We start from the raw sequence: 21,491 nt of genomic DNA on the forward strand, positions 1-21,491 counted from the left end.
GGGCTGCCAGGAGGGGGCGTCGGCAAGCGGGGTGGCACCCACCGAGGTAGGCAGCGGCCGCTCGGGCGCGGGCTGGGCGCAGCCGGCGAGGCAGAAAGCGGCCAGGATGGCGAAAATGAGAGTGCGCTGCATTGAAAATCCCCCCGAATTGAAAAGTGCAACGCCCCGAAGTTTAGCGGCTGACTGTGAATCGCGCACTCCAACTTTTGTATAGCGCGCGAATCGCTAGAATGTCAGACATGCCTAATACTTCCCAGTCGCAACAGTGGTTTGAGCGTTCCTCCAAGGTGATTCCGGGCGGGGTGAACTCGCCGGTGCGCGCGTTTGGCTCCGTGGGCGGCCAGGCCCGCGTGATTGAGCGCGGTGCGGGCTCGCGCCTGTGGGACGTCGACGGCAACGAGTACGTTGACCTGGTCAGCTCCTATGGCCCGATGATTCACGGCAATGCGCACCCAGAGATTGTGGAGGCCGTGCAGCAGGCCGCTGCGGTCGGCTTGAGCTTTGGCTCGCCCACCGAGGGTGAGGCTTTGCTCGCGGAAGCCATCGTCGCACGCACCGCGGCCGATAAGGTGCGCATGGTCAACTCCGGCACTGAGGCCACCATGTCTGCGGTGCGCCTGGCCCGCGGCTACACCGGCCGCGCCAAGGTGCTGAAGTTCGAGGGTTGCTACCACGGCCATGTGGATGCGCTGTTGGCCTCGGCCGGCTCCGGCGTGGCGACCTTTGCGTTGCCGGATTCCCCGGGCGTTACGGGCGCGACGGCGGCCGATACCATCGTCGTTCCTTATAACGATATCGAGGCCGTGCGCGAGGCATTTGCGCAGCACCCGGGCGAGATCGCCTGCATCATCGCGGAGGCTTCGGCCGGCAATATGGGCACCGTGGCACCAGAAGAGGGCTTCAACGCCGCGCTTGCCGACGTCGCCCATAGCGACGGCGCCCTCCTCATCCTCGACGAGGTCATGACCGGCTTCCGCACTTCCTATAAGGGCTGGTACGGCGTCGATGGCGTGGCGGCGGACCTGGTAACCTTCGGCAAGGTCGTCTCCGGCGGCCTGCCGGCCGCTGCTTTCGGCGGCCGCGCCGAAGTTATGGACTACCTCGCCCCGGACGGTCCGGTCTACCAGGCCGGCACGCTGTCCGGTAATCCGGTGGCCATGGCCTCCGGCCTGAAGTCTTTGGAGTTGGCCGATGAATCGCTCTACGAGCGCCTGCAGGCCAACGCGGATCGCCTGACCGGCATGATTTCTTCCGCGCTGTCGGCCGAGGGCGTAGCGCACCACATCCAGCGGGCGTCGTCGATGTTCTCCATCCGCTTTGCCGAGGGCGAGGGCCGCAACTTTGCCGATATGCAGGCGGCCGAGACCTTCCGCTTCACCCCGTTCTTCCACGCCCTGCTGGATAACGGCATCTACGTCGCACCGAGCCCATTCGAGACCTGGTTTGTCTCGGATGCACTTACCGACGCCGACTTTGAACTCATCGAAGCCGCCCTCAAGCCCGCCGCCCAGGCGGCGGCCGCCGCGCGTCCCGCACATTAAGTCCCGCACACTAAGGAGAGACATGACACGCACCATCGTTCACCTCGTGCGCCACGGCGAGGTCCACAACCCGGAGAAGATCCTCTACGGTCGCATCCCGGGCTATCACCTGTCCTCGCGCGGGCATTCCATGGCGGCGCGCACCGCGGAGTCTTTCCGCGACCATGACGTGGCCTACCTGGCGGCCTCGCCGCTGCAGCGCGCCCAGGAAACCGCGCGGCCGATTGCGGAGGCAACGGGGTTGGACGTGGACGTCGATAAGACGCTCATCGAGTCCGGCAACCGCTTCGAGGGCCTGCGCACAAAAGGCCTGCGTTCCGCGCTGTGGAACCCGCGCCGCTGGCCGCTGCTGGTCAACCCGCTGGAGCCCTCGTGGGGCGAGCCCTATGAGCAGATTGCCGAGCGCATGCTGGGCTCCATCGAACGCGCCCGCACCGCCGCGGCCGGCCACGAGGCGATCTTGGTCAGCCACCAGCTGCCCATCGTGATGGTGCAGCGCACCGTGCTGGGCCAGCGCCTGCCGCACGCGCCGTGGAACCGCGAATGCGACCTGGCCTCGGTTACCTCCCTGCTTTTCGATGACAACCAGGTCACCGATATCTTCTACTCCTCGCCGGCCCAGGAGATTTAATGGCACTACAACGCAAACGCGCGATCGGCGCGGTGCTGGCGGCGGCAGCCATCGCGCTGCCGCTTGCCGGTTGCTCGCAGGATGCCGATAACGCGCAAAACGCGGTTGCTACCGGCGGAAACTTCGAGTTCATCACGCCCGGCGGCGAAAAGGTCATCAACTACGAGGAATCCGAGCGCAAGCCGCTGCGCACCTTCTCCGGCGAGGATGTGCGCGATACGGATAAGACCATTTCCCTGGAGGACTTTGAGGGCGAAATCGTCGTGCTCAACTCCTGGGGCCAGTGGTGCGCCCCGTGCCGCGCCGAGGCCGATGACCTCCAAGAGGTCCACTCCGAGCTACAGAAGCGGAAGATTGGCACTGTCTTGGGCATCAATGTGCGCGACTATAACCCGCAGGTGTCCAATGACTTCCTCGAAGACAACGGGCTGAAGTATCCCTCCATCTACGATCCGCCGTTTAAGACCGCGGCGGCCCTGGGCGGCGTGCCCACCTCCGTGGTCCCGACCACCATCGTCTTGGACAAACAGCACCGCCCGGCTACGGTCTTTTTGCGGTCCATCACCGCCCAAGATGTGATGGACGTAGTGGACAAACTAGAAAAGGAATAAATGAACAACGCAGCGAGCATCGGCAACTCTTTTGCCGAGGCCGCGACCTCCGGCCCACTCATTCTGGGCCTGTTCGCGGCCGCCGTGGCGGGGCTGGTGAGTTTTGCCAGCCCATGCGTCATCCCACTGGTGCCCGGCTATATTTCCTACCTGGCCGGCGTAGTGGGCGGCGAGGTTACCTTCGATGGGGAGCTGGGGGTGGGCGTCGGCAAGCGCAGGCAATGGGCCGTGGTTCTGGCCGCCGCGTTGTTCATCCTGGGATTTACCGTGGTTTTCCTGCTGGCGACGGTCTCCGTATTCGGCGCGATTTCCGCGCTCCGGCTCAATGAGGAGACGCTCATGCGCGTTGGCGGCGGCGTGACCATCCTGATGGGTGTGGTTTTTCTCGGCGCGATCCCGGCGCTGCAGAAGGACACCCGCATGGCACCGAAGCGTTGGACCACCTGGCTGGGCGCGCCGCTGCTGGGCGGGATTTTCGCGCTGGGCTGGACGCCGTGCTTGGGCCCAACGCTGGCCGCCATCATTTCCGTATCGGCCGGCACCGAAGGCATGACAGCCGCGCGCGGCGTGCTGCTTATCATTTTTTATTGCTTGGGCTTGGGCCTGCCGTTCCTGCTGGTGGCGCTGGGCTCCGCGCGGGCAATGCGCTCGATTTCGTGGGCCCGCAAGCACTCGCATACCATCCAGATAATCGGCGGCGTGGCCATGATCCTCGTCGGCCTGGCCCTGGTAACCGGCCTGTGGGGCGAGTTTATTAGCCTCATCCGCCAGTGGACCGGCAACTTTGGCGCAACCCTGATTTAGGAGAGACGTGAAATATTTCCGCAAAGCCTGGCATTGGCTGACCAGCATGCGCACGGCACTGGCGCTGCTTTTCTTGCTGGCGCTGGCCGCGATTCCCGGTTCCTTGCTGCCGCAGCGCGACCTCAACGAGCAGAACGTGCAGGACTTTATTGAGTCCAATGGCAACGTAGCGAAGATCTACGACAAGCTGCAGCTTTTCGACGTCTTTTCTTCCGTCTGGTTCCAGGCCATCTTTATCCTCTTGGCCATTTCCCTGGTGGGCTGCATCCTGCCGCGCTCCTGGGATCACTACAAGGCATGGAAGACCCCGCCAACGCGCGCGCCGAAGTACCTCCACAAGCTGCCGCTGGCGGCCGAGGGGCATTCGGATAAGAGCGAGGAAGAGCTATCCGCGGAAATTACAAAGCGCCTGAAGAAGTGGCGCGTGGCCGAGTACGCCCCAGAAGAAGACCGCGCCGGCGTGCATACCTTCTCCGCGGAGCGCGGCTACGGCCGCGAGCTGGCAAATCTCATTTTCCACGTGGCGCTGGTGGCCATCTTGGTTACCGTCGCTGCCGGCCGCTTGGTCAACTACGAGGGCCAGGTCATCGTGGTCACCGAGTCCGGCTCGCAGGGCGGCGGCCAGACCCTGGACCAGTCCACGGAGTTCTGCAATACCTCCACGTCCAACTTCGACTCCTTCCGCGCCGGCCCGCTTTTCGACGGCACCGGTCTCCACCCCTTCTGCCTCATCGCCCATGACTTCGCGGCCGAATACCTGCCCAACGGCCAGGCGGAGATGTTTACCTCCAACGTTTCCTACGCGGAGGACGAGGACATCTACAAGGATGACTCCGAGTGGAAGGATTATGAGCTTAAGGTCAACCACCCGCTGCGCTTGGCGCACAACCGCGTCTACTTGCAGGGCCACGGCTACGCGCCGACGGTCACGGTGGAATGGCCCAATGGTGAAAAGCGCACCCAGACCATTCAGTTCCAGCCGAATGACACGACCTTCTTCTTGTCCTCCGGCGCGATGCGCTTCGACCCACCGGCCGGCATGCACCCGGATCTCTATGACCGCCGCCAGAACCAGATCGCCATCCAGGGCCTCTTCGCGCCTACGGCCGAGTGGGCCGGCGAGAACGGCAAGCTGCTGCAGTCCGCATATCCCGGCCTGCAGGATCCGGCGATGGCCATCGATATCTACCGCGGTGATGCCGGCCTGGACACCGGCACCCCGCAGTCCTTCTTCTCGCTGGACCCGAACCTAGTGCAGTCCGGCCAGCTACAAAAGATTGACCGCGTGAACCTCAACCAGGGCGAGGACGTCACCCTGGACGATGGAACGAAGATCACCTTCGACGGCGCCAGCGAGTTCGCCAACTACCAGATCTCTTATGATCCTTTCCAGAAGTGGGTGCTGGTCTCCGCGCTGGTGATGCTCATTTCCTTGGTGGGATCGCTGATAATTAAGCGCCGCCGCGTCTACATCCGCCTGCGGCCGAATGCGGCCGGCGGCACCGACGTGGAGATGGGCGGGCTTGCCCGCACCGACCGCGCCGGCTGGTCCGAGGAGTTCCACGAGCTGCACCGCGCGCTGCTGGAGCTGCCGGACCCAGACGAGGTCGAAGAAGACGAACTTTATACCGACGATTAGCGCCCCGGCCCGATCCAACAAAAGTTGGATTGGGTCGTTTCGCTGAGTAAGGTAATCAGCACTTATCCCGCACGTGTGAAGGCTAGGAGCATTCATGCAGATCGATCAGAATCTGTCTAATTTCTCGGATATCGCGGTGCAGACCGCCTTTGTGGTGTACTGCGTCGCGCTCTTTTTGTCGCTGTTTTACTACGGCCGCATGCAGGGCATCATCGAGGGCCGCCGCGCCGTGAAGTCCGAGGCCGCGAAGGTCTTGGTGGGGGCGGGCGCTGGGGGCGTCGACAAGCGCAGCTATGCCGGCGAGGTTGCCCAGTCTTCTTCCGGAATCACGGCCGATGAGCTGAAGGAAAAGGAGCGCAAGGCCGATAAGCTCGGCGGCATGACCAGCGCGCTGATGTGGGTGGGCATTGCGCTGCACGCCGCGGCGATTGTGCTGCGCGGCCTGGCCACCGGCCGCTTCCCCTTTGGCAACCTGTACGAGTACGTGCTGATGGTGAGCTTCGGTGTGCTGCTGGTGGGCAATATGGCTATGCAGCGCAAGGAATGGCGCACCGTGTGGCCGTGGCTGCTCACCCCGACCCTCGCGCTGATGTTTTATGGTTCCACCAAGCTCTATGCCGAGTCCGCCCCGGTGGTGCCGGCGCTGCAGTCGCACTGGCTGCCCATCCACGTCACCGTGGTTTCTTTGGGCGCGTCCATCGGTATTATCTCCGGCATTGTCTCGCTGCTGACGCTGTTCCGTATGGCGCAACCGAAGCATGCCGAGCATGGCTTCTTCGGTGCGGTGGCCCGCCCGCTGCCTTCGGCCGCGAAGATTGACCAGCTGGCCTACCGCCTGGCTGTTATCACCCTGCCGACCTTGGGTCTGGGCATCATCCTGGGTGCCATCTGGGCCGAGTCCGCGTGGGGCCGCTTCTGGGGCTGGGACCCGAAGGAGACAGTGTCCTTTGCCACCTGGATCCTGTATGCCGCTTACCTGCACGCGCGTGCGACGCCGTCCTTCCGCAAGGCGGCGCCGTGGATCAACGTCATGGCGATGGCGCTGATGGTCTTCAACCTGATCTTTATCAATATGGTCGTCTCCGGCCTGCATTCCTATGCGGGGCTGAACTAGATGGCGGAGCATACGAGCCCGCGCCATAAGCAGGGCAAGCCGGCCGGCGATAATGCGGTGATTTTGGGCCTAGGCGCCCAATTTGCCGAGCGGCGCCGCGAGTTGGGCATTTTGCAGCAGCAGCTTGCCGACGCCGCCGGGGTCTCCCGCTCCACCCTCCACACCATCGAACACGGTGGTGCGGGCGTGCGGTGGGAAAAGATCACGGCCGTGGCCGAGGCCTTAGGCCTAGAGATGCGGTTCGTGCCGAAGGAAGCCTAGTCCTTCTCGCCGTCGGCGTCGCGTTTGCGGCGCTGGCGGCGTTTTTCTTCTTCTGCCTCCTGGGCGCGGCGCTGTTTGAAGCGTTCCTTTTCTAGGTTCCACAGGAATTCCTCGTCATCATCGGGGCCTTTGATAGCGCGGGGTTGTTCCACCTCGCGCTTTTTCCATGTCGAGGGCCCGAAGGCCTTCCAGACGAGGTAGGCGGCGAGGACAAAGAGTAGGAGGAGGATGATTCGGCCCATGCGTGCGATTCTACCTGCACCGCGTACAATCAACCCCCATGACGCATAACCCTGAGCCACCCAAGCCGGACCCAGAACTGCGCCGCCGTTCGCGCGCGGCGCTGTGGAAGTACGGGCTCGCCCGCGTGATGCTATTTATCGCATTGACCGTGGTGATTGAGCTGTTGGCCATCACCATCGGCTTTCCCATCCCGGTGCTCATCGCGGCGCTGCTGGCGCTCTTTGTGGCGCTGCCGCTATCGATGCTGATCTTTAAAAAGTGGCGCATCGAGGCCACCCAGACGCTGGCCGAGTACTCCGCCCAGCGTAAGGCCCACAAGCGCTGGGTCCAGGCGGAGCTGGAAGGCCGCGCCGCGCAGGACTAGACGAGGATGAGCGCGGCGGCCTCGATAACGGCCCACAGGAGCATCGCGCGGCCGGTCAGGCCGAGCACGGGGATAAGCTCTGGGCCCTGGGCGCCGCGGTTGACGGTGCGGATGGCGCGCAGCGCAAGGGGGAAGTAGACCAGGCCGGCGAGCGCGAGCCAGCTGCCGAAGGCGATGCCGATGGTCAGCAGGAATGGCAGCAGGAGCAGCACCGTAAAGAGCAGTCGCGCCTTCTGGTTGCCAAGCCGCACGGCGAGGGTAATCTTGCCGGTCTCGGCGTCGGAGGGAATATCGCGGATATTATTGACTAAGTTCACCCCGGAGCTCATCGCGCCGATGCCCACGGCCAGCGCGAGGCCCGACCACGACAGGCGGCCGGCCTGGGTGAATTCGGTGCCGAGCACAGCGACGAGCCCGAAGAAGATAAAGACGGCGACCTCGCCGAGCCCGCGATAGCCATACGGGTTCTTGCCACCGGTATAAAACCACGCGCCGGCGATGCATAGCGCGCCGACGAGGATGAGCCAACAGGCGTGCGCCGCAAAAGACAGCGCGATGCCGGCGAGTCCGGCCACGGCGAAGGCGGCGAAGGCCGCGAGTTTCACCTGCTGCGGGCGGGCCAGGCCGCCGCCGGTGAGGCGCTGCGGACCGGTGCGGTCGTCGTCGGTGCCGCGGATGCCATCCGAGTAATCGTTGGCGTAATTGACACCGATGATGAGCGCCCACGCCACCACGAGGGCGAGAAGCGCGCGGCCGAAGTGCGCGCCGTCGGCAGCCGCTGCGGCACCAGTACCAGCGATGACTGGGGCGAAGGCATTAGCCCACGTGTGCGGGCGTGCGCCTTGGAGCCAGTCTTTGGCAGTTGCGGGATAGGCAGAAAGTGACATGTCAGTTATTGTGCCACGCCACCGCGGGCATGCTGTGCACAAGGGACGCACACGGCGGATATATAAAAGCCACGGGTATGGCGGAAGCGCGTCGTACGTACCCAAGAAAGGACGGCTGTGGGCCACACCCGTGACAAAAGTTCAATGCGTTGAACTTTCTTAAAGTTATCATGTGAATCGCTCGCGGGGCAAGGCCTTTACTACGATGAATATCATGCATTTAAGCGATCTCCCTGAACGTACCCAGGACTACCTCAAAGTCCTGTGGGACCTCTCCGAGCACTCCGGCGGCGCGCCCATCGCGCTCAAGGAGCTGGCGGGGCGATTGAACCAAAAGGTGCCCACGGCGTCGGAAGCCGTAAAGCGTCTCGTTGCCCAAGGGCTGGTGGAACATGAGCGCTACGCTGGCGTTTCGCTGACCCCAGAGGGCCAGGCACTGTCCATGGGCATGGTCCGCCGCCATCGTCTCCTCGAGACCTTCTTGGTCAAAGAGCTGGGGTACACCTGGGACGAGGTTCACGAGGATGCCGATCTCCTCGAGCATGCATGCTCCGATCGCTTCATCGATCGACTCGATCAGCACCTGGGCCATCCTCAGCGCGATCCCCACGGCGATCCCATCCCCGACGCGCAGGGCAGCATCGAGGACCTTGGCACGCTCACGCTTGACGACGTTCCCCTTCACACCCCTGTCACCATCGAGCGGGTATGCGACGGAGACACCGAGCTGTTGCGCTACCTCGACAGCCATGGCGTCGGCCTGGGCGTCGAGGTCGTAGTCGATTCCCGCGTTGCGGGCCTGCTCAACCTGCACGCAGGGGACGAGGAGTTCTCTCTTGCGGAAGTCGCGGCCGCCGACGTGACGGTGCGCGCTAACGAAGTCTAATCAGTTCTTAAAGAGCCCTGCGACACCACGACGGTCCACCTTGCCGGGGCCGGTCAGCGGCATCTCAGCAATGCGGATAATCTCGCGCGGAATCTGCCACCGAGGCAGGTCATCGAGCGCTTCGAGGATGTCGGTGCGCGAGGCCCAGCCGGTGTAAGCTGCGGCGATCATCTGGCCAAGACGTGGATCAGGGATGCCCACCACGCATACACTGTCGACGCCCGGTACCTGCAACAAGAGCTGTTCCAGTTGTTCTGGGTGCAACTTCAACCCGCCCGAGTTGATGATGCTGTCCAGACGTCCAGTGACGGTGAGTTGACCGTGGGCGTCGAGCTCCCCGGCGTCGGAAGTGGCGAACCAGCCATCGACGAAGTCGCGCGATTCCACATTGCGGTAGCCCTGCGCAATGGTCGGCCCGCCCAGGAAAATGCGGTTATCCTCGCCGATGCGCACCTCGGTGCCGGGCAGGGGAGTGCCGTTGTAGACGCAACCGCCCGCAGTCTCCGAGGAGCCATAGGTGGTTACCACGGTGATGTCGAGCTTGCGCGCAGATTCCAATAGCTGGGGATGTGGCGCTGCTCCACCTACCAGGATGGAGTTGAAACGGCGCAGTGCTTGGATGCCGTCCAGCGAATCGAGTGCCTTGTGCAGCTGCATCGGCGTGAGCGCGGTGTACATGCGGTCTTCGGTGTGAGCGAGTTCTTCTGCTGCGCGGGCGAACTCGGCGATGTTAAAGCCTTGAGACAGGTCGAGGCACAGTGGCTCCACACCCGCCACCAACGAACGCACGAGCACCTGGATGCCCGCGATGTGATGGGCGGGCATGGCCAGTAGCCATTGGCCGGGTCCACCCAGGAAAGAATGGGTGGCATCCGCACTCGCCACCAGGTTAAGCGGGCTTAGCTGCGCACCCTTCGGTGTGCCCGTGGAACCCGAGGTAGCCACCACCAAAGCAATGTCCTCAGCAATCGATTCGCCCGCGCGCATGTGGTTGCGCAGCAATTCCGTCCGCGTGCGGTCCGCTGCGGGAAGGGGTAAGAGCGTGGTCTGCCCAGCGATGGCTCTCTCGAGCTCATCCAAAATACCTGCGGGATTGTGGGGATCGACTGGGAGTGGGGCGAGGATATGAGTCACGAATAATCAGGTTACCCGGGCATATCGCTCGTCCCGGGAGGCGGCGCGCCGGGCGTTTAGAGCAAGGCGCGCAGCCCCATGCTGAGCAAATAGAACACACCCGCCAGCACCGCGATGCAGCCGCCCGCCGACAAACTGAGTGCGGCCGCCAGCCAGAGCCCGCCGCATGCCAGCGCAATGCCCGCGATACCGGCACCGAGCATGAGCTGGGTCGGGCGCTTGATCCACGGCTGCAACGCCGCCGCCGGGGCTACCAGCAGCGCCAGGGACAAGATAGTGCCCACTGCGGGAATCACCACCACCATGGTCACGCTGATAAGCGTGAGGGTAAGCAAGTCATAGCGGCCGGGCTTTCCGCCTTGTGCGCGGAAGGACGTCTGGTCGAAGTAGAAGGAGACCAACGTCCGGCGAAATGCTACCAGCACGCCAAGGCTGACCACCACCAGGGCGCTGACAAACCAGACATCCTGCGCATTGACAGTGGTCAGCGAGCCCACGAGAAAGCTATCCACGTGGATAGGTAGCGGTTGGAACCAGCGCAGCAACAAGATGCCCAGGGAAAATCCCAGGGTGAGCGTCACGCCGGCGGCAGCGGTCGAAGAAATGCCCTCGACGGTACTCAACCACCGCATAAGCCAGGCCAAAGGTAGGCAGAACAGTGCCGCGCCCACCATCAAACCCGTGGAGAGATCCAAGCTCAGAAGGTTGGCCACCACTACGCCGAGCACCGCGCCGGGGAAGATTCCGTGCGACAGGCTCTCGGCGAAAAAGACGCGCTTGCCCATGACCATCAAGGTTCCAACCAAGCCAGATAAACATCCCACAGCAATGGCCTCAAGGAGGGGCATCCGCAGGATCTCTGGATCAAGATGAGACAGTCCCATTAGCTAAATACCCCCTTCAAGCCCGCTAGCGGCACGGTGACAACCAGCATCAAGCTGACGATTGCCTGCGGCGAAATCTGGTGCGCGGTTTGGGACAGCATGATGGCAAATCCCACCACCACTGCCAGCGTGGACAAGCCCGCAGCCCAGAAGCACATGCTGCGCGGGGATCCTGCGATCAAGCGCGCCGAGAGGCCTGGAATGACAATAAAACCGATAACCAGCAACACACCCACTGCCGAGCTAGCCGCCACCACGATTAGGCCAACCGCGACATTCGCAATGAGCTCATAAGCCGCCACGTTGACGCCCATGGCGCGGGCCGCTGCTGTATCGAAAGCGACGAGAATCTGCATGCGCCAGGTTGTCAGGATGAGCAGTGCCGCAATCACGCAGAGCGTGACGGAGGTTGCCAGCCTGGACTGCGTGACGTCGAGAAGCCGGCCAAACATGAGCGCCTCCAGCTGCCCGGACTTGTCGCCATAGGCCAAACTGATGACCACGCCGATGCCGTACATGAAGGTCAGCACCACGGCCGTTCCGGCTTCTATATCCAGCTTCCGCGCTGACTGGCGCCGCCCAGAACCCAGAGAAGCCAGCACCAGCACCGTCACCGTGGCCACCGCGGCCGCACCCGGCACGATGCCCGGGATGCCGCCCACGATGAGCCCTACCACGATGCCTGGAAAAACCGAGTGCACGAGGGCTTCCACCGTAAATTCCATGCGGCGGAGATTAACGAGGACGCTAATGACAGCCCCCACAATCGATAGGCACAGCAGGAAGAGGAAGGCATTGCGCAGGTACGGGGCGAAGAGAATCTGCTCCATTACAGTCGCGCACCTTGCTCCATATAGGTTTCCACTGCTTCCTCGGTTCCCATGGTGTGGACCTTGCCGTCGAGCACAAACGCCGCCCAGTCGCAGGTGTGCTGCGCCAAGATGGGGTCGTGAGTGGAGACGAGCAGGGCGATTCCTGCTTCCTTGAGATCCGCAATGATCTGAATCAGGATTCGGCGGCTTTCTTGATCAAGCCCGTTGAAGGGTTCGTCGAGAAGCACCAGCTCCGGGGCCGAAACCAACGCGCGCGCGATGAGCACGCGCTGGCGCTGCCCTCCCGAGAGCTGGCCAAACCGCGTCTCGGCGAGGTGCTCCATCCCCACTTGTCGCAGGGCATTGAGTACATGGCCGCGATAGCTACGCATGCTCGTGCACCTATGCCACCAGCTCACTGATGGCAAAAGGCCCATTTCCACGACCTTGTAAGCCGTGACGGGAAAACTCAGGTCGGAGTCTTGGTACTGCGGGACGTAGCCGAGCGAGGCGTCGATGGTGGCCATGCCGCGCAAGGCAGCCAGGCCAGTGATTGCCTTGAGTAGGGTAGATTTGCCCGCGCCGTTGGAACCTAGGAGCGCCACGGCCTCGCCCGCGCGGATCTCAAGGTCAACGTCGGTGAGGATATCCCGGGCGCCATAGCCGCAGGTGGCATTGTGCAGAGTGACTAATGGGGAAGACATAAAGAGCTACTTGCGCTTGGCGAAGTCGAATTCCTGCAGCGATTCTGGCAACGGTTGCTGCTTGGAGTCCCAGGCGCTGACCAGGGTGTTGATGTTGTGGACGATGGATCCGATGTAGGTCTCGCCCTCACTGCCTGGCACACCTAGCGAGTCGCCGTACAAAGCGTCGTCGGATGTAACCGCCTTGACGCCTGCGGCGCGGGCGATGGCCTCGATGGACTTCGAGTTGTTGGAATTCTCCGCAAAGATGGCCTTGGCGCCGGACTCGCGGACCTTCTTTACCTGCTCATCGATGTGGCTCGAGGTGGCGTCCTGCTGGTGGTTGAAGTCAGACAGTGCGGAGCCGATGAATTTCACGCCATACTCGTTAGAGAAGTAGCCGAAGGCGTCGTGGGAAGAGAAGAGCACGCGGTCTTGCTCAGGAACTGCGGACATGGAATCGCTGGCCCACTTGTCGAGGTCCTCCAGCTGGTCGGTGTACTTCTTGCCGGCGGCGGTGAAGGCGTCCTTGGCCTGCGGGGAGGCCTGGGACAACGTGTTGACGATGTTGTCGACCTGAATCTTGGCCTGCTTCGGGGAGGTCCACACGTGCGGGTCGTACTTGAATTCTGGGGCCTCGCCGTCCTCCCCCGGGAAAGGCCACGGGCGCGGGCTCACGTGTTCGATGCCCTCGTCGATGGTGTACTTGCCGTTGCCATCGCCCATACCTTCGCTCTTGACGCCCGAGGTCACGGCCATGACGCCGTGGAAGCCGGAGGAGTCCACGGCTTGGTCGAGGAAGTGCTCGAGGTCGACTCCGTTAACGAACATGTAGTCGGCCTGGGAGAGCGCCTGCATCTGCTGCGGGGTCATCTCGTGCTCGTGGGCGCTGGCGTTGGGGGCGAGCAAACAGGTGAGGTCGAGGGTCACTGGGCCCTCGCCGGAGTTGGTCTCCGCACCCTGGGAGTCGACCTTGTGGAGCTTGAGGCCGCCGGCGGCTACCTGGGTGAGGTAGTCGCAGATCTGGGTAGTCGTGGCCACGGCCTTGACGGTGTCGCCGTCCTTCGGCTTTGCAGCGTCGGTGGATTCTTTCGAGGCGCTGCAAGCGGCGAGGCTGGCGCCGAGTGCTAGGGCACAGGTGCCTGCGAGAATGCGCTGTAGGGGCCGGCGTGGGGTGCTGTGATTTGAGCTCATAATGAACTTCCTTTGCATTGTGAGAAGCGAACTCAACAAACACTAGCACCCTTGAACTGAATTGTTCAATACCGTGAACTTAGGTAGTCCTATCTCCTTCTTGAGCTGCTAAACTTAAAAAATCCTCTCACTTCAATGGATGAAGTGAGAGGTTGGGAAGCGGTGGCCTTAGTTGGCTACTTTTGTCTTCTTGCTGAAGAGAAGCTGGTCCAGGGAGTGCATGCCGGGGCCGGCGGCGAGCATCAGGCCCGCGACGGCGACGGTCCATTCGGAGAACCTTTGCCAGCCCTGGGCGATGAGAATTACGCCCAGGGCGACGCGTGCTGCGAGCATGACGAATGAGTTGCAGAGTTTCATGTTCGACACTTTAAGTATTAACTATGGGCATGTCCACAATTGCTTGAGATGTCTCACTCCGGTCCGAGGGCGTCCCACGCCATTTACTCCGCTACATGTATGGATTGCGCGGGGTGTCCTCCTGATCGAAGGGACGCTCCCCGCTGTCCTGCGCATCCTTGATACGCTTGAGCATCCACACTCGCGAGACGATGACGCCCGCCAGTGCAAGTGTGGCCAAGCCGATGGCGAAAATCCACATCGTGCTAACTCCTGGCTAGTAGTAATACGGGAACTGCTCCCACTGCGGGTCGCGCTTTTCGAGGAATGCTTCTTTGCCCTCGACGGCCTCGTCGGTCATGTACGCCAGGCGGGTCGCCTCGCCGGCGAAGACCTGCTGGCCCATGAGGCCGTCATCGGTCAGGTTGAAAGCGAACTTCAGCATGCGCTGGGCTGTTGGGGACTTGCCGTTGATTTCGCGGCCCATCTGGATTGCGGCGTCTTCCAAGTCGGCGTGATCGACAACCTCATTGACCGCGCCCATCTCATACATCCGCTGGGCATCATAGGTGCGGCCCAAGAAGAAAATCTCGCGGGCGAATTTTTGGCCCACCATCTTGGCTAGGTAGGCCGAGCCATAGCCGGCGTCGAAGGACCCTACGTCCGCGTCCGTCTGCTTGAAGCGCGCCTCCTGGCGGGAGGCGACCGTCATATCGCAGACCACGTGCAGCGAGTGCCCGCCGCCGGCCGCCCAACCATTGACCACGGCGATAACCACCTTGGGCATGGTGCGGATAAGGCGTTGGACCTCGAGGATATGTAGGCGGCCGCCTTCCACCTTCTCGCGGGCGGTGTCCACGGTGGATTCATCCGCGGTGGCGTCATCATGGGCGTGCTCGGTGGCGTAGCGGTACCCGGAGCGGCCGCGAATGCGCTGGTCGCCGCCCGAACAAAAAGCCCAGCCGCCATCCTTGTCGGAAGGACCATTGCCGGTGAGCAAAATCGTTCCCACATCCGGCGTGCGGCGGGCGTGGTCGAGGGCGCGGTAGAGCTCGTCTACGGTATGCGGGCGAAAGGCATTGCGCACCTCAGGGCGGTCGAAGGCGATGCGCACGATGCCGTTCTTGCGGCCCTCGCCGTTGAGCCGGTGATAGGTGATATCCGTCAGGTCCTCAAACCCTTCTACGGAATGCCACAATTCCGGCCGGAACGGATTATCGGTGCTGTATTTTCTCTGCTCGCTCATAAAAGCCAGCTTAGTGGCAAAAGAAGAATAGTCCCCATTCCCAACCCTCACCCACACACGCTGCCCAGCAGGCCGGTAATAATCAATACGCGATACTGCGAGGTTGTTGCCCCGCACAATACCCGTGTACGCCATACCAGCGCGGTATTCCATGCCATGGGGAGACTTGAACTCCCCGCCCCTTAAAGCGCTAAAGGGGGCCAGGGTCCCAGGATTTTCCCCTCCAGGGTGGGGGCCTGCTCGCTGCAGGTGTGTGGGCTACCATCGCGCGCTTTAAGCAGCGCGCGAGATGACTATCCGTTTTTCAGTTCGGTATTCCAGTTCAGCTGCTGGATGCGGGTATCCAGCTCGCGGTACTGCTTAGACAAATCATCGACGCGCTTGCGCAGATCCGCCACCGGGATGGTGGAGACAAACTTAATCTCGGTGCGGGAATAGCGATCCGAGCGCGTACCCGCCCGCTGCGCCAGGTCGTGGTAGATGCGGCGCTTGCGCAAGAGGCCGTCGCGAAGCGCGAGGGCTTCCATCAGGTTCCTCTTCTCATCAAAGGCGGTGGCGATATTCGTCGCATTAATGGCCTGCACCAGCTCATCGATGCGCCCGGCCACGCCATCGAGCTCGCGCAGCAGCTCCTGCGGATCCTCATCCGGGGTATCGCCCTCCTGCACGCGGGCCACGGTGAGCAACCGCTCGTGCAGGCTATTGAGGCGCTCCTGTGCCTGGGCGCGCTCCGCCAATGCCTCAGCTAGCAGCATAATTCCTCCTTTATTGGTATGGGTTCCCAAAATAGCGCAGAGCGGGGGAGGGGTCAATGGCCGGCGGGCGCTACCATGAAGGCCATGCATATCGATGACGTCCTTGACCGCGCCCACGTAGTCTCCCTCCCGCTCGCCGTGCGTTTCCGCGGCATCACCACGAGGGAGGCCCTGCTCATCGAGGGCCCGGCCGGCTGGGGCGAGTTCGCGCCCTTCCTGGAGTACGGCCCGGCCGAGTCCGCCGCGTGGCTGCGCGCCGGGCTCGAGGCCGCCTACGAGGGCTTTCCAGAGCCGGTACGCGATTCCATCGAGGTCAACGCCACCATCCCGGCCGTATCCGCCAGCGAGGTCCCGGCCGTAGTGGAGCGCTACCCCGGCTGCCGCACCTTCAAAATCAAGGTGGCGGAGAAGGGCCACACGCTTGCCGACGACGCCGCTCGCGTCCACGCCGTCCGCGACGCCGTCACCCAACGCGGCGATATCCCCATCCTTCGCGTGGACGCCAACGGCGGCTGGAGCGTCGATGAGGCGGTCGAGGCCGCGCAGATGATGATGCCGCTGGATTATATGGAACAGCCGTGCGCCACCACCGAGGAGCTTGCCCAGGTCCGCGGCCGCCTTATGCGCGCCGGCCTCTTTGTGCGCGTCGCCGCCGATGAATCCATTCGCAAGGTCGCCGACCCGTATCGCGTGGCCGAGTTGCAGGCCGCGGACGTCGCCGTGGTCAAGCCTGCCCCGCTCGGCGGCGTGCGCCGCGTCCTCGAGGTGGCCCAACATTTGCGTCAGCGCCATATGGATATCACGGTGGCCTCCGCGCTGGATACCTCCATTGGCATCAATATGGGCCTTGCGGCCGTCGCCGCCCTCCCGCGCATCTACGACGACGAGGACATCGACGTCACCCCGGCCGCCGCCGGCCTTGCCACCGGCTCCCTTTTCGAAGAAGACGTCACCGCCCCGCGCCCGCTTATCGACGGCCACCTTCCCGCCGATATCCTAGCCCCCGCCCCAGACCGTCTCGCTGCGCTCGCCGCCCCCGCCGACCGCCGCGACTGGTGGTTCGACCGCCTTCGCGCCTGTTGGCCGCACCTGTCTGACTAGGCCCTAGAGCAAGCTTTGGTGAAACCGCCATGCCGGAGTCACCAACGCCCGCCGCACCTTTTGCGGACTGCTCTTTAGCCCGCGCACGCTGCGCCGATGCGCCACCGTTTCCTGCACCGTCTCCACCACTAGTTTGAGGTGGTAGTCGGTGCACTCATCCGTAAACTTCAGCGGCGCCCATCCGTGCTGCACCGCGTGATTGGTCTTCCACGTCCCGATGAGGAATTCCCGGTGATTATTCTCCGGCGCGTGATAATAAAGCGAGTCCAAGTCCACCACCGTCGTCCCCGCTTCGAAGCCTAAATCCCAGGTATACGGCCCAAGCCGGAAATTTGGCACCGGCTTGAGCCCCACCCGCCGCATCTCGTGGTACATCCGCTGCTCCCACTTCGATGCCGTCCCCACCGGCGCCTCCTCCGCCAGCTCGCGTACCGCGTCCTTTTCCTTGCTGCTCACCAGCTCTAGATCGGCCGCGAACCTCCCCCTTCCGTTGAGCCCGCGATACGCCTGCGCCAGCGCTTCTTTCAGCAGCCACTCGCTGCAGCGCTCGAAGCTCAATGCATCTGCTACCGCCTGTGCCGGCAACGCCATCCTTACACCCTTTATCCGATTCGCCGGCACCGGCCGCGACCTCACCGTATACACCACATCATCCGCTCGAATCCGGCAGTTTTTATCCACCCGGATCACCGCCGGCAGCTGCACCTCGCATAAGCCATAGGCCGCGAGCGCCGCCGTCCCCGAAAACACCGCATCCGGATAAAGCTGCGCCACCGCGGCTACTTTATCTTTCGCGCTCGCCTCTGCAGCGATATAACAGTTGCGCCGCAAGCGCAAAAGTGTTCCCCCACTAATCCTGCTGCGGATTTGATAGTCAGTAAGGCCTAAATCTAGTAATTCATTTCTCGTCCACATGACTCATTGGACTGGAAATCTTCCGGAAAGGTTCCACCTTCCTAGTTTCAACGATTTCGTCCATCTAGAACACCTAAACCGTCGACGGTTTTCGCCATATGGGTGGACGAAATCGTTGAAAGCCGGTGAACCGCTAGAGAGAACCGTTAAAAAACTGCTGTCAGGCTTGAGACTGCCCAACCTGCCACCTGTGAGTACGCTGGAGGACATGTCTACTATCAAGGTCCGCGATGCTCACCTGCACAATCTGCGCAATGTCGACGTCGATATGCCCCGCGGCAAGCTCGTCGCGGTCACAGGTGTGTCTGGTTCGGGCAAATCTTCGCTGGCGTTCGGTACGATTCACGGCGAAGGCCAACGCCGCTACCTTGAATCGGTAGCACCCTTCGCACGCCGCCTCATTAGCTCGGCCGTCGACCCACAGGTCAGCCAGGTAGAGGGCCTACCGCCGACGGTCGCACTGCAGCAATCGACCTCCGGCGGCGGTGCGCGCTCTACGGTGGGCACGGTGTCCGTGCTTTCGAATAGCGTGCGCCTGCTTTATTCGCGCGCCGGGGATAACCCGGAGGGCCTGTACTCGGATTCCTTCTCGCCCAATACCCCGGAGGGTATGTGCCCGCAGTGCCACGGCACGGGCGTGGTCCACGAGCCGACTGAGGACTCCATGGTCCCAGATCCCACCCTCTCCATCGAGGAAGGCGCCATCCAAGCATGGCCCGGTGCCTGGGCCGGCAAGAACTTCCACGACATTTTGATGAACTTGGGCTATGACCTGGATTCGCCGTGGCAGGACCTGCCGCAAGAGGACCGCGACTGGATCCTCTTCACGGAAGAGCGCCCCGTAGTCACGGTCAAGCCCTTGCGCGGAAAAGATCAGATTCAGCGCAACTATGAGGGCACGTGGCGCTCGGTGGCCAGCTACCTCAATAAGACGCTGGCGGAGACCCAATCGGATACCCTGCGCAAGCGCACCCTGTCCTATATGGAATCGCGCGAGTGCGAGACTTGTGGCGGCCGCCGCCTCAACCCGGCCGCGCTGAAGGTCACCTATGCGGGCATGCCGATTGATGAGCTGGGCGCGCTGCCGCTGGATAGGGTGCATGAGGTGCTCAGCAAGCAGAACCCGGAGGAGAATTCGGCCGAGGATTTGCTCCTGCGGCAGATTCTGCCGGCGTTGACCTCGGCGCTGGAGCTCGGCTTGGCGCACCTGAGCCTGGATCGGCCGACGCAAAGCCTGTCCGGCGGCGAGATGCAGCGCATCCGTTTGGCGGCGCAGCTGCGCTCCGGCCTCTTCGGCGTAGCCTATGTGCTCGACGAGCCCTCGGCCGGCCTACACCCCGATGAGCGCGACGCGGTCATGGATATGTGCCGCCGTTTCATCGCGGCCGGCAACTCCGTGCTCTTGGTGGAGCATGACATGGATCTGGTCGCGCAAGCGGACTGGCTCGTTGACGTCGGCCCGCTGGCCGGCGAGCGCGGCGGCAACGTGGTCTATTCGGGCCCGGTCGAAGACTATGACGCGGACACCCCTACCGCCAATGCGCTGGCTCACCGCACGCTCACGCTTGCCGACGACCCCCGTACCCCCTCCTCCCACCTCGCCCTCCGCGGCATCAACGCACGCAGCATCGACAACTTGGATGTGGACTTTGGCTTGGGCCAATTCACGGCGGTCGCCGGTGTCTCCGGATCGGGCAAGTCCACCCTGGTCAGCACGGTGCTCGCCGGCCTACTGCGCCAATCCGCTACGGCCGTTTCCGATGAGGAAGAGACCGAGGAGAAGGGCTGGTCCGTAGAGAGCACGGAAGGCTTTGACCGAGTCAAGCGCGTCGTGCAGATTACCCAGAAGCCCATTGGCCGCACCCCGCGTTCCACGCTGGCAACCTATACCGGGCTTTTCGATAATGTGCGCAAGCTCTTCGCCTCCACCGATGAGGCTAAGCAGCGTAAATGGACGGTCTCGCGCTTTTCCTACAACGTAAAACAAGGCCAGTGCCCCACCTGCGGCGGCGCAGGCAAGATCGAGGTGGAGCTGGTCTTCTTGCCGGGCTCGTACACCACATGTCCAGAATGCGGCGGCGCCCGCTTCAACGACGAGACCCTGGAGGTGACCTGGCAGGGCCGCACCATCGCGGATATCTTGGAGCTGACCGTGGATGAGGCCGCGGAGGTCTTCGCCGAGGAAGAAAAGATTTACCGCGCCATCGCCACGTTGCAGGCCGTCGGCCTGGGCTACCTCCGCTTGGGCCAGGGCGCACCGGAGCTGTCCGGCGGCGAGGCTCAGCGCATCAAGCTGGCCACGGAGCTGCAGCGCTCCCGGAACTCGCGTCGCGGCCATACGGTCTATCTGCTGGACGAGCCCACCACGGGCCTACACCCAGCTGATATCGACCTGCTCAATACCGAGCTGCACAAGCTGGCGGATGCGGGCCATACGGTAATCGTCGTCGAGCATGATCTTTCGGTCATGGCGAATGCGGACCGCATCATTGAGATGGGCCCGGGCGCTGGCGAAGATGGCGGCCGCATCATCGCGGATGCCACCCCGGCGCAGGTTGCCGCAGAGGATACCGCCACGGGCCGCGCCTTGAGTGCACGCCGAGCGCATTAAGCGGCGAGCCTTCGCTGCCCGTTAGCTGTGGGAGACCTCTCTGGGATCTCACAGCAAAATGGGGTAGAGGTAGAGGGTATGACTACTAAAGGCCCTCATGGCGATAATAATGAAACCCGCAGCTGGTCTAGCCCGGCGGATGATGCCACGCGCCAGATAGGCCGCGTGCCCGATAAAGCCGCCGGCCCCAGCCGCGACCAAGCGCGCCGCGAGCACCCCAAGCAGTACTTCCCAGGCGAGCAGCAGCCGCAGAATGAGACTCGTCAATTCGATGCGGCCGCCGGCTACCAGCAGGGCTCTGGCTATCAGCAGGGCTACGGTCAGCAGCAAAGCTACGGCCAGAACTATCAGCAGCCGGCCGGGCAGGCCTATGGCCAGCAATACGCGCAGCAGCCCGAGTACGAGCCGGTGCCGTCGAACTACGATCCGGACCAGCCGGAAAAGCGCAAGAAGAAGAGCGGCGGCGGTGGCGCCATGGCCGGCGTCTTCGCGGCCATCGCGGTACTTGCAGTGCTGGCTGCGGCGGTCCTGTTTTTCCTGTGGCGCAATGCCGCGGACGAGGCGGATAAGCCGGAACCCCAGCCGGTGACAGAAACGCTGACCACGGAGGTTCCCACCACCGTGACCCAGACCGAAGAGCCGGATACGCAGGATGAGAACTCCAATAATCTGCCGAAGCTGCCGGACTTCCAAAATGACCTGCCGTCCGATATCCCGACCGAGCTGCCACCAGAGGTACAAGACCAGCTAGATAAGGGCAGCGACGTGGACATTGAGGGCCTCCTCAATGACCTCCTGGGCGGCGGCGAGCAGCCGGCCAGCCAGAACTAAGCGCCCAG

The 21,491-nt window shown here is 63.0% G+C and carries 24 protein-coding genes; 12 read left to right on the forward strand and 12 right to left on the reverse strand.

Features of this window, described 5'->3' with window-relative positions; all coding sequences use genetic code 11:
• Window positions 1–230 precede the first annotated feature (230 nt).
• The 7 genes from hemL (at window position 231) to MHK09_RS08760 (ending at window position 6,601) form a co-directional block, all read left to right on the forward strand.
• Window positions 231–1,541, forward strand: a complete 1,311-nt coding sequence (hemL, locus tag MHK09_RS08730) for a glutamate-1-semialdehyde 2,1-aminomutase (protein WP_179387340.1) — start codon at window positions 231–233, stop codon at window positions 1,539–1,541.
• Window positions 1,542–1,563: 22 nt separating this feature from the next.
• Window positions 1,564–2,172 carry a histidine phosphatase family protein gene (locus tag MHK09_RS08735; RefSeq protein WP_250413292.1) on the forward strand — a complete coding sequence of 203 codons (609 nt, stop codon included), beginning with the start codon at window positions 1,564–1,566 and terminating at the stop codon, window positions 2,170–2,172.
• A complete protein-coding gene (locus MHK09_RS08740) occupies window positions 2,172–2,783 on the forward strand; it encodes a TlpA disulfide reductase family protein (protein WP_250413293.1) in 612 nt (203 codons plus the stop codon). Before MHK09_RS08735 ends, MHK09_RS08740 begins: the two co-directional genes overlap by 1 nt.
• Window positions 2,784–3,587 carry a cytochrome c biogenesis CcdA family protein gene (locus MHK09_RS08745; RefSeq protein WP_250413295.1) on the forward strand — a complete coding sequence of 268 codons (804 nt, stop codon included), beginning with the start codon at window positions 2,784–2,786 and terminating at the stop codon, window positions 3,585–3,587. It begins immediately after the preceding gene.
• A 7-nt stretch (window positions 3,588–3,594) separates the two neighbouring features.
• The gene (locus tag MHK09_RS08750) at window positions 3,595–5,226 is read left to right on the forward strand and encodes a cytochrome c biogenesis protein ResB (protein ID WP_250413296.1); all 1,632 of its coding nucleotides are present in this window, start codon (window positions 3,595–3,597) and stop codon (window positions 5,224–5,226) included.
• Between the two features lie 94 nt (window positions 5,227–5,320).
• Window positions 5,321–6,340 (forward strand): c-type cytochrome biogenesis protein CcsB, encoded by a 1,020-nt coding sequence (ccsB, locus tag MHK09_RS08755; protein ID WP_250413298.1) that lies wholly within the window; start codon window positions 5,321–5,323, stop codon window positions 6,338–6,340.
• A complete protein-coding gene (locus MHK09_RS08760; protein ID WP_200436254.1) occupies window positions 6,341–6,601 on the forward strand; it encodes a helix-turn-helix domain-containing protein in 261 nt (86 codons plus the stop codon).
• On the opposite strand, the gene MHK09_RS08765 is transcribed toward MHK09_RS08760, so the two are convergent.
• Window positions 6,598–6,843: a hypothetical protein gene (locus MHK09_RS08765; RefSeq protein ID WP_005327924.1), complete on the reverse strand. Its 246-nt coding sequence runs from the start codon at window positions 6,841–6,843 to the stop codon at window positions 6,598–6,600. The two genes, MHK09_RS08760 and MHK09_RS08765, sit on opposite strands and share 4 nt — an antisense overlap.
• Window positions 6,844–6,881: 38 nt before the next feature.
• On the opposite strand from MHK09_RS08765, the gene MHK09_RS08770 reads away from it, so the two are divergent.
• Window positions 6,882–7,208: a DUF4229 domain-containing protein gene (locus MHK09_RS08770; protein ID WP_250413299.1), complete on the forward strand. Its 327-nt coding sequence runs from the start codon at window positions 6,882–6,884 to the stop codon at window positions 7,206–7,208.
• Here MHK09_RS08770 and MHK09_RS08775 read toward each other — a convergent pair.
• The gene (locus MHK09_RS08775; RefSeq protein ID WP_250413300.1) at window positions 7,205–8,095 is read right to left on the reverse strand and encodes a 1,4-dihydroxy-2-naphthoate polyprenyltransferase; all 891 of its coding nucleotides are present in this window, start codon (window positions 8,093–8,095) and stop codon (window positions 7,205–7,207) included. The genes MHK09_RS08770 and MHK09_RS08775 overlap by 4 nt on opposite strands.
• A 214-nt stretch (window positions 8,096–8,309) precedes the next feature.
• Between MHK09_RS08775 and MHK09_RS08780 the strand changes: the two genes are divergently transcribed.
• Window positions 8,310–8,981 carry a metal-dependent transcriptional regulator gene (locus MHK09_RS08780; RefSeq protein ID WP_034656208.1) on the forward strand — a complete coding sequence of 224 codons (672 nt, stop codon included), beginning with the start codon at window positions 8,310–8,312 and terminating at the stop codon, window positions 8,979–8,981.
• On the opposite strand, the gene menE is transcribed toward MHK09_RS08780, so the two are convergent.
• The 9 genes from menE to MHK09_RS08825 all read right to left on the reverse strand — a co-directional run bounded on the left by menE (window position 8,982) and on the right by MHK09_RS08825 (window position 16,025).
• A complete protein-coding gene (gene menE / locus MHK09_RS08785; RefSeq protein WP_250413301.1) occupies window positions 8,982–10,115 on the reverse strand; it encodes an o-succinylbenzoate--CoA ligase in 1,134 nt (377 codons plus the stop codon).
• Between the two features lie 56 nt (window positions 10,116–10,171).
• Window positions 10,172–10,999: a metal ABC transporter permease gene (locus MHK09_RS08790; RefSeq protein WP_250413302.1), complete on the reverse strand. Its 828-nt coding sequence runs from the start codon at window positions 10,997–10,999 to the stop codon at window positions 10,172–10,174.
• Entirely contained in the window at window positions 10,999–11,829 is an 831-nt protein-coding gene (locus MHK09_RS08795) for a metal ABC transporter permease (protein WP_049377866.1), read from the reverse strand. The genes MHK09_RS08790 and MHK09_RS08795 overlap by 1 nt, the downstream gene beginning before the upstream one ends.
• On the reverse strand, window positions 11,829–12,515 hold the full coding sequence (locus MHK09_RS08800) for a metal ABC transporter ATP-binding protein (RefSeq protein WP_250413303.1): 687 nt from the start codon (window positions 12,513–12,515) through the stop codon (window positions 11,829–11,831). The genes MHK09_RS08795 and MHK09_RS08800 overlap by 1 nt, the downstream gene beginning before the upstream one ends.
• 6 nt (window positions 12,516–12,521) lie before the next feature.
• Window positions 12,522–13,688, reverse strand: coding sequence for a metal ABC transporter substrate-binding protein (locus tag MHK09_RS08805; RefSeq protein WP_250413305.1), 1,167 nt, complete (start codon window positions 13,686–13,688; stop codon window positions 12,522–12,524).
• 168 nt (window positions 13,689–13,856) lie between these two features.
• Window positions 13,857–14,045, reverse strand: a complete 189-nt coding sequence (locus MHK09_RS08810; RefSeq protein WP_250413306.1) for a hypothetical protein — start codon at window positions 14,043–14,045, stop codon at window positions 13,857–13,859.
• Window positions 14,046–14,136: 91 nt separating this feature from the next.
• Window positions 14,137–14,286, reverse strand: a complete 150-nt coding sequence (locus tag MHK09_RS08815; protein WP_005322953.1) for a hypothetical protein — start codon at window positions 14,284–14,286, stop codon at window positions 14,137–14,139.
• A 15-nt stretch (window positions 14,287–14,301) separates the two neighbouring features.
• Window positions 14,302–15,270 carry a 1,4-dihydroxy-2-naphthoyl-CoA synthase gene (locus tag MHK09_RS08820; RefSeq protein ID WP_049358881.1) on the reverse strand — a complete coding sequence of 323 codons (969 nt, stop codon included), beginning with the start codon at window positions 15,268–15,270 and terminating at the stop codon, window positions 14,302–14,304.
• Between the two features lie 293 nt (window positions 15,271–15,563).
• On the reverse strand, window positions 15,564–16,025 hold the full coding sequence (locus tag MHK09_RS08825; protein WP_005322951.1) for a DIP1984 family protein: 462 nt from the start codon (window positions 16,023–16,025) through the stop codon (window positions 15,564–15,566).
• A 75-nt stretch (window positions 16,026–16,100) separates the two neighbouring features.
• On the opposite strand from MHK09_RS08825, the gene MHK09_RS08830 reads away from it, so the two are divergent.
• Window positions 16,101–17,126, forward strand: a complete 1,026-nt coding sequence (locus MHK09_RS08830; protein WP_436232111.1) for an o-succinylbenzoate synthase — start codon at window positions 16,101–16,103, stop codon at window positions 17,124–17,126.
• 3 nt (window positions 17,127–17,129) lie between these two features.
• Here MHK09_RS08830 and MHK09_RS08835 read toward each other — a convergent pair whose 3' ends face one another.
• Complete coding sequence (locus tag MHK09_RS08835; RefSeq protein ID WP_250413309.1) at window positions 17,130–17,900, reverse strand: hypothetical protein; 771 nt, start codon at window positions 17,898–17,900, stop codon at window positions 17,130–17,132.
• A gap of 349 nt (window positions 17,901–18,249) precedes the next feature.
• Here MHK09_RS08835 and MHK09_RS08840 point away from each other — a divergent pair, with 349 nt between their 5' ends.
• Both MHK09_RS08840 and MHK09_RS08845 read left to right on the forward strand, forming a co-directional pair.
• The gene (locus MHK09_RS08840; protein WP_250413310.1) at window positions 18,250–20,652 is read left to right on the forward strand and encodes an ATP-binding cassette domain-containing protein; all 2,403 of its coding nucleotides are present in this window, start codon (window positions 18,250–18,252) and stop codon (window positions 20,650–20,652) included.
• 78 nt (window positions 20,653–20,730) lie between these two features.
• On the forward strand, window positions 20,731–21,483 hold the full coding sequence (locus MHK09_RS08845) for a hypothetical protein (protein WP_250413312.1): 753 nt from the start codon (window positions 20,731–20,733) through the stop codon (window positions 21,481–21,483).
• Window positions 21,484–21,491 lie beyond the last annotated feature (8 nt).

The sequence above is a fragment of the Corynebacterium tuberculostearicum genome, assembly GCF_022347235.1.
Classification (GTDB): domain Bacteria; phylum Actinomycetota; class Actinomycetes; order Mycobacteriales; family Mycobacteriaceae; genus Corynebacterium; species Corynebacterium tuberculostearicum_F.

What these genes read in the sequence shown, in the direction of transcription:
- hemL (WP_179387340.1), top strand. Translation starts at nt 231, where the DNA reads ATGTCAGACATGCCTAATACTTCCCAGTCGCAACAGTGGTTTGAGCGT.
- MHK09_RS08735 (WP_250413292.1), top strand. Translation starts at nt 1,564, where the DNA reads ATGACACGCACCATCGTTCACCTCGTGCGCCACGGCGAGGTCCACAAC.
- MHK09_RS08740 (WP_250413293.1), top strand. Translation starts at nt 2,172, where the DNA reads ATGGCACTACAACGCAAACGCGCGATCGGCGCGGTGCTGGCGGCGGCA.
- MHK09_RS08745 (WP_250413295.1), top strand. Translation starts at nt 2,784, where the DNA reads ATGAACAACGCAGCGAGCATCGGCAACTCTTTTGCCGAGGCCGCGACC.
- ccsB (WP_250413298.1), top strand. Translation starts at nt 5,321, where the DNA reads ATGCAGATCGATCAGAATCTGTCTAATTTCTCGGATATCGCGGTGCAG.
- MHK09_RS08760 (WP_200436254.1), top strand. Translation starts at nt 6,341, where the DNA reads ATGGCGGAGCATACGAGCCCGCGCCATAAGCAGGGCAAGCCGGCCGGC.
- MHK09_RS08765 (WP_005327924.1), bottom strand. Translation starts at nt 6,843, where the DNA reads ATGGGCCGAATCATCCTCCTCCTACTCTTTGTCCTCGCCGCCTACCTC.
- MHK09_RS08770 (WP_250413299.1), top strand. Translation starts at nt 6,882, where the DNA reads ATGACGCATAACCCTGAGCCACCCAAGCCGGACCCAGAACTGCGCCGC.
- MHK09_RS08775 (WP_250413300.1), bottom strand. Translation starts at nt 8,095, where the DNA reads ATGTCACTTTCTGCCTATCCCGCAACTGCCAAAGACTGGCTCCAAGGC.
- MHK09_RS08780 (WP_034656208.1), top strand. Translation starts at nt 8,310, where the DNA reads ATGCATTTAAGCGATCTCCCTGAACGTACCCAGGACTACCTCAAAGTC.
- MHK09_RS08790 (WP_250413302.1), bottom strand. Translation starts at nt 10,999, where the DNA reads ATGGGACTGTCTCATCTTGATCCAGAGATCCTGCGGATGCCCCTCCTT.
- MHK09_RS08795 (WP_049377866.1), bottom strand. Translation starts at nt 11,829, where the DNA reads ATGGAGCAGATTCTCTTCGCCCCGTACCTGCGCAATGCCTTCCTCTTC.
- MHK09_RS08800 (WP_250413303.1), bottom strand. Translation starts at nt 12,515, where the DNA reads ATGTCTTCCCCATTAGTCACTCTGCACAATGCCACCTGCGGCTATGGC.
- MHK09_RS08805 (WP_250413305.1), bottom strand. Translation starts at nt 13,688, where the DNA reads ATGAGCTCAAATCACAGCACCCCACGCCGGCCCCTACAGCGCATTCTC.
- MHK09_RS08810 (WP_250413306.1), bottom strand. Translation starts at nt 14,045, where the DNA reads ATGAAACTCTGCAACTCATTCGTCATGCTCGCAGCACGCGTCGCCCTG.
- MHK09_RS08815 (WP_005322953.1), bottom strand. Translation starts at nt 14,286, where the DNA reads ATGTGGATTTTCGCCATCGGCTTGGCCACACTTGCACTGGCGGGCGTC.
- MHK09_RS08820 (WP_049358881.1), bottom strand. Translation starts at nt 15,270, where the DNA reads ATGAGCGAGCAGAGAAAATACAGCACCGATAATCCGTTCCGGCCGGAA.
- MHK09_RS08825 (WP_005322951.1), bottom strand. Translation starts at nt 16,025, where the DNA reads ATGCTGCTAGCTGAGGCATTGGCGGAGCGCGCCCAGGCACAGGAGCGC.
- MHK09_RS08830 (WP_436232111.1), top strand. Translation starts at nt 16,101, where the DNA reads ATGAAGGCCATGCATATCGATGACGTCCTTGACCGCGCCCACGTAGTC.
- MHK09_RS08840 (WP_250413310.1), top strand. Translation starts at nt 18,250, where the DNA reads ATGTCTACTATCAAGGTCCGCGATGCTCACCTGCACAATCTGCGCAAT.
- MHK09_RS08845 (WP_250413312.1), top strand. Translation starts at nt 20,731, where the DNA reads ATGACTACTAAAGGCCCTCATGGCGATAATAATGAAACCCGCAGCTGG.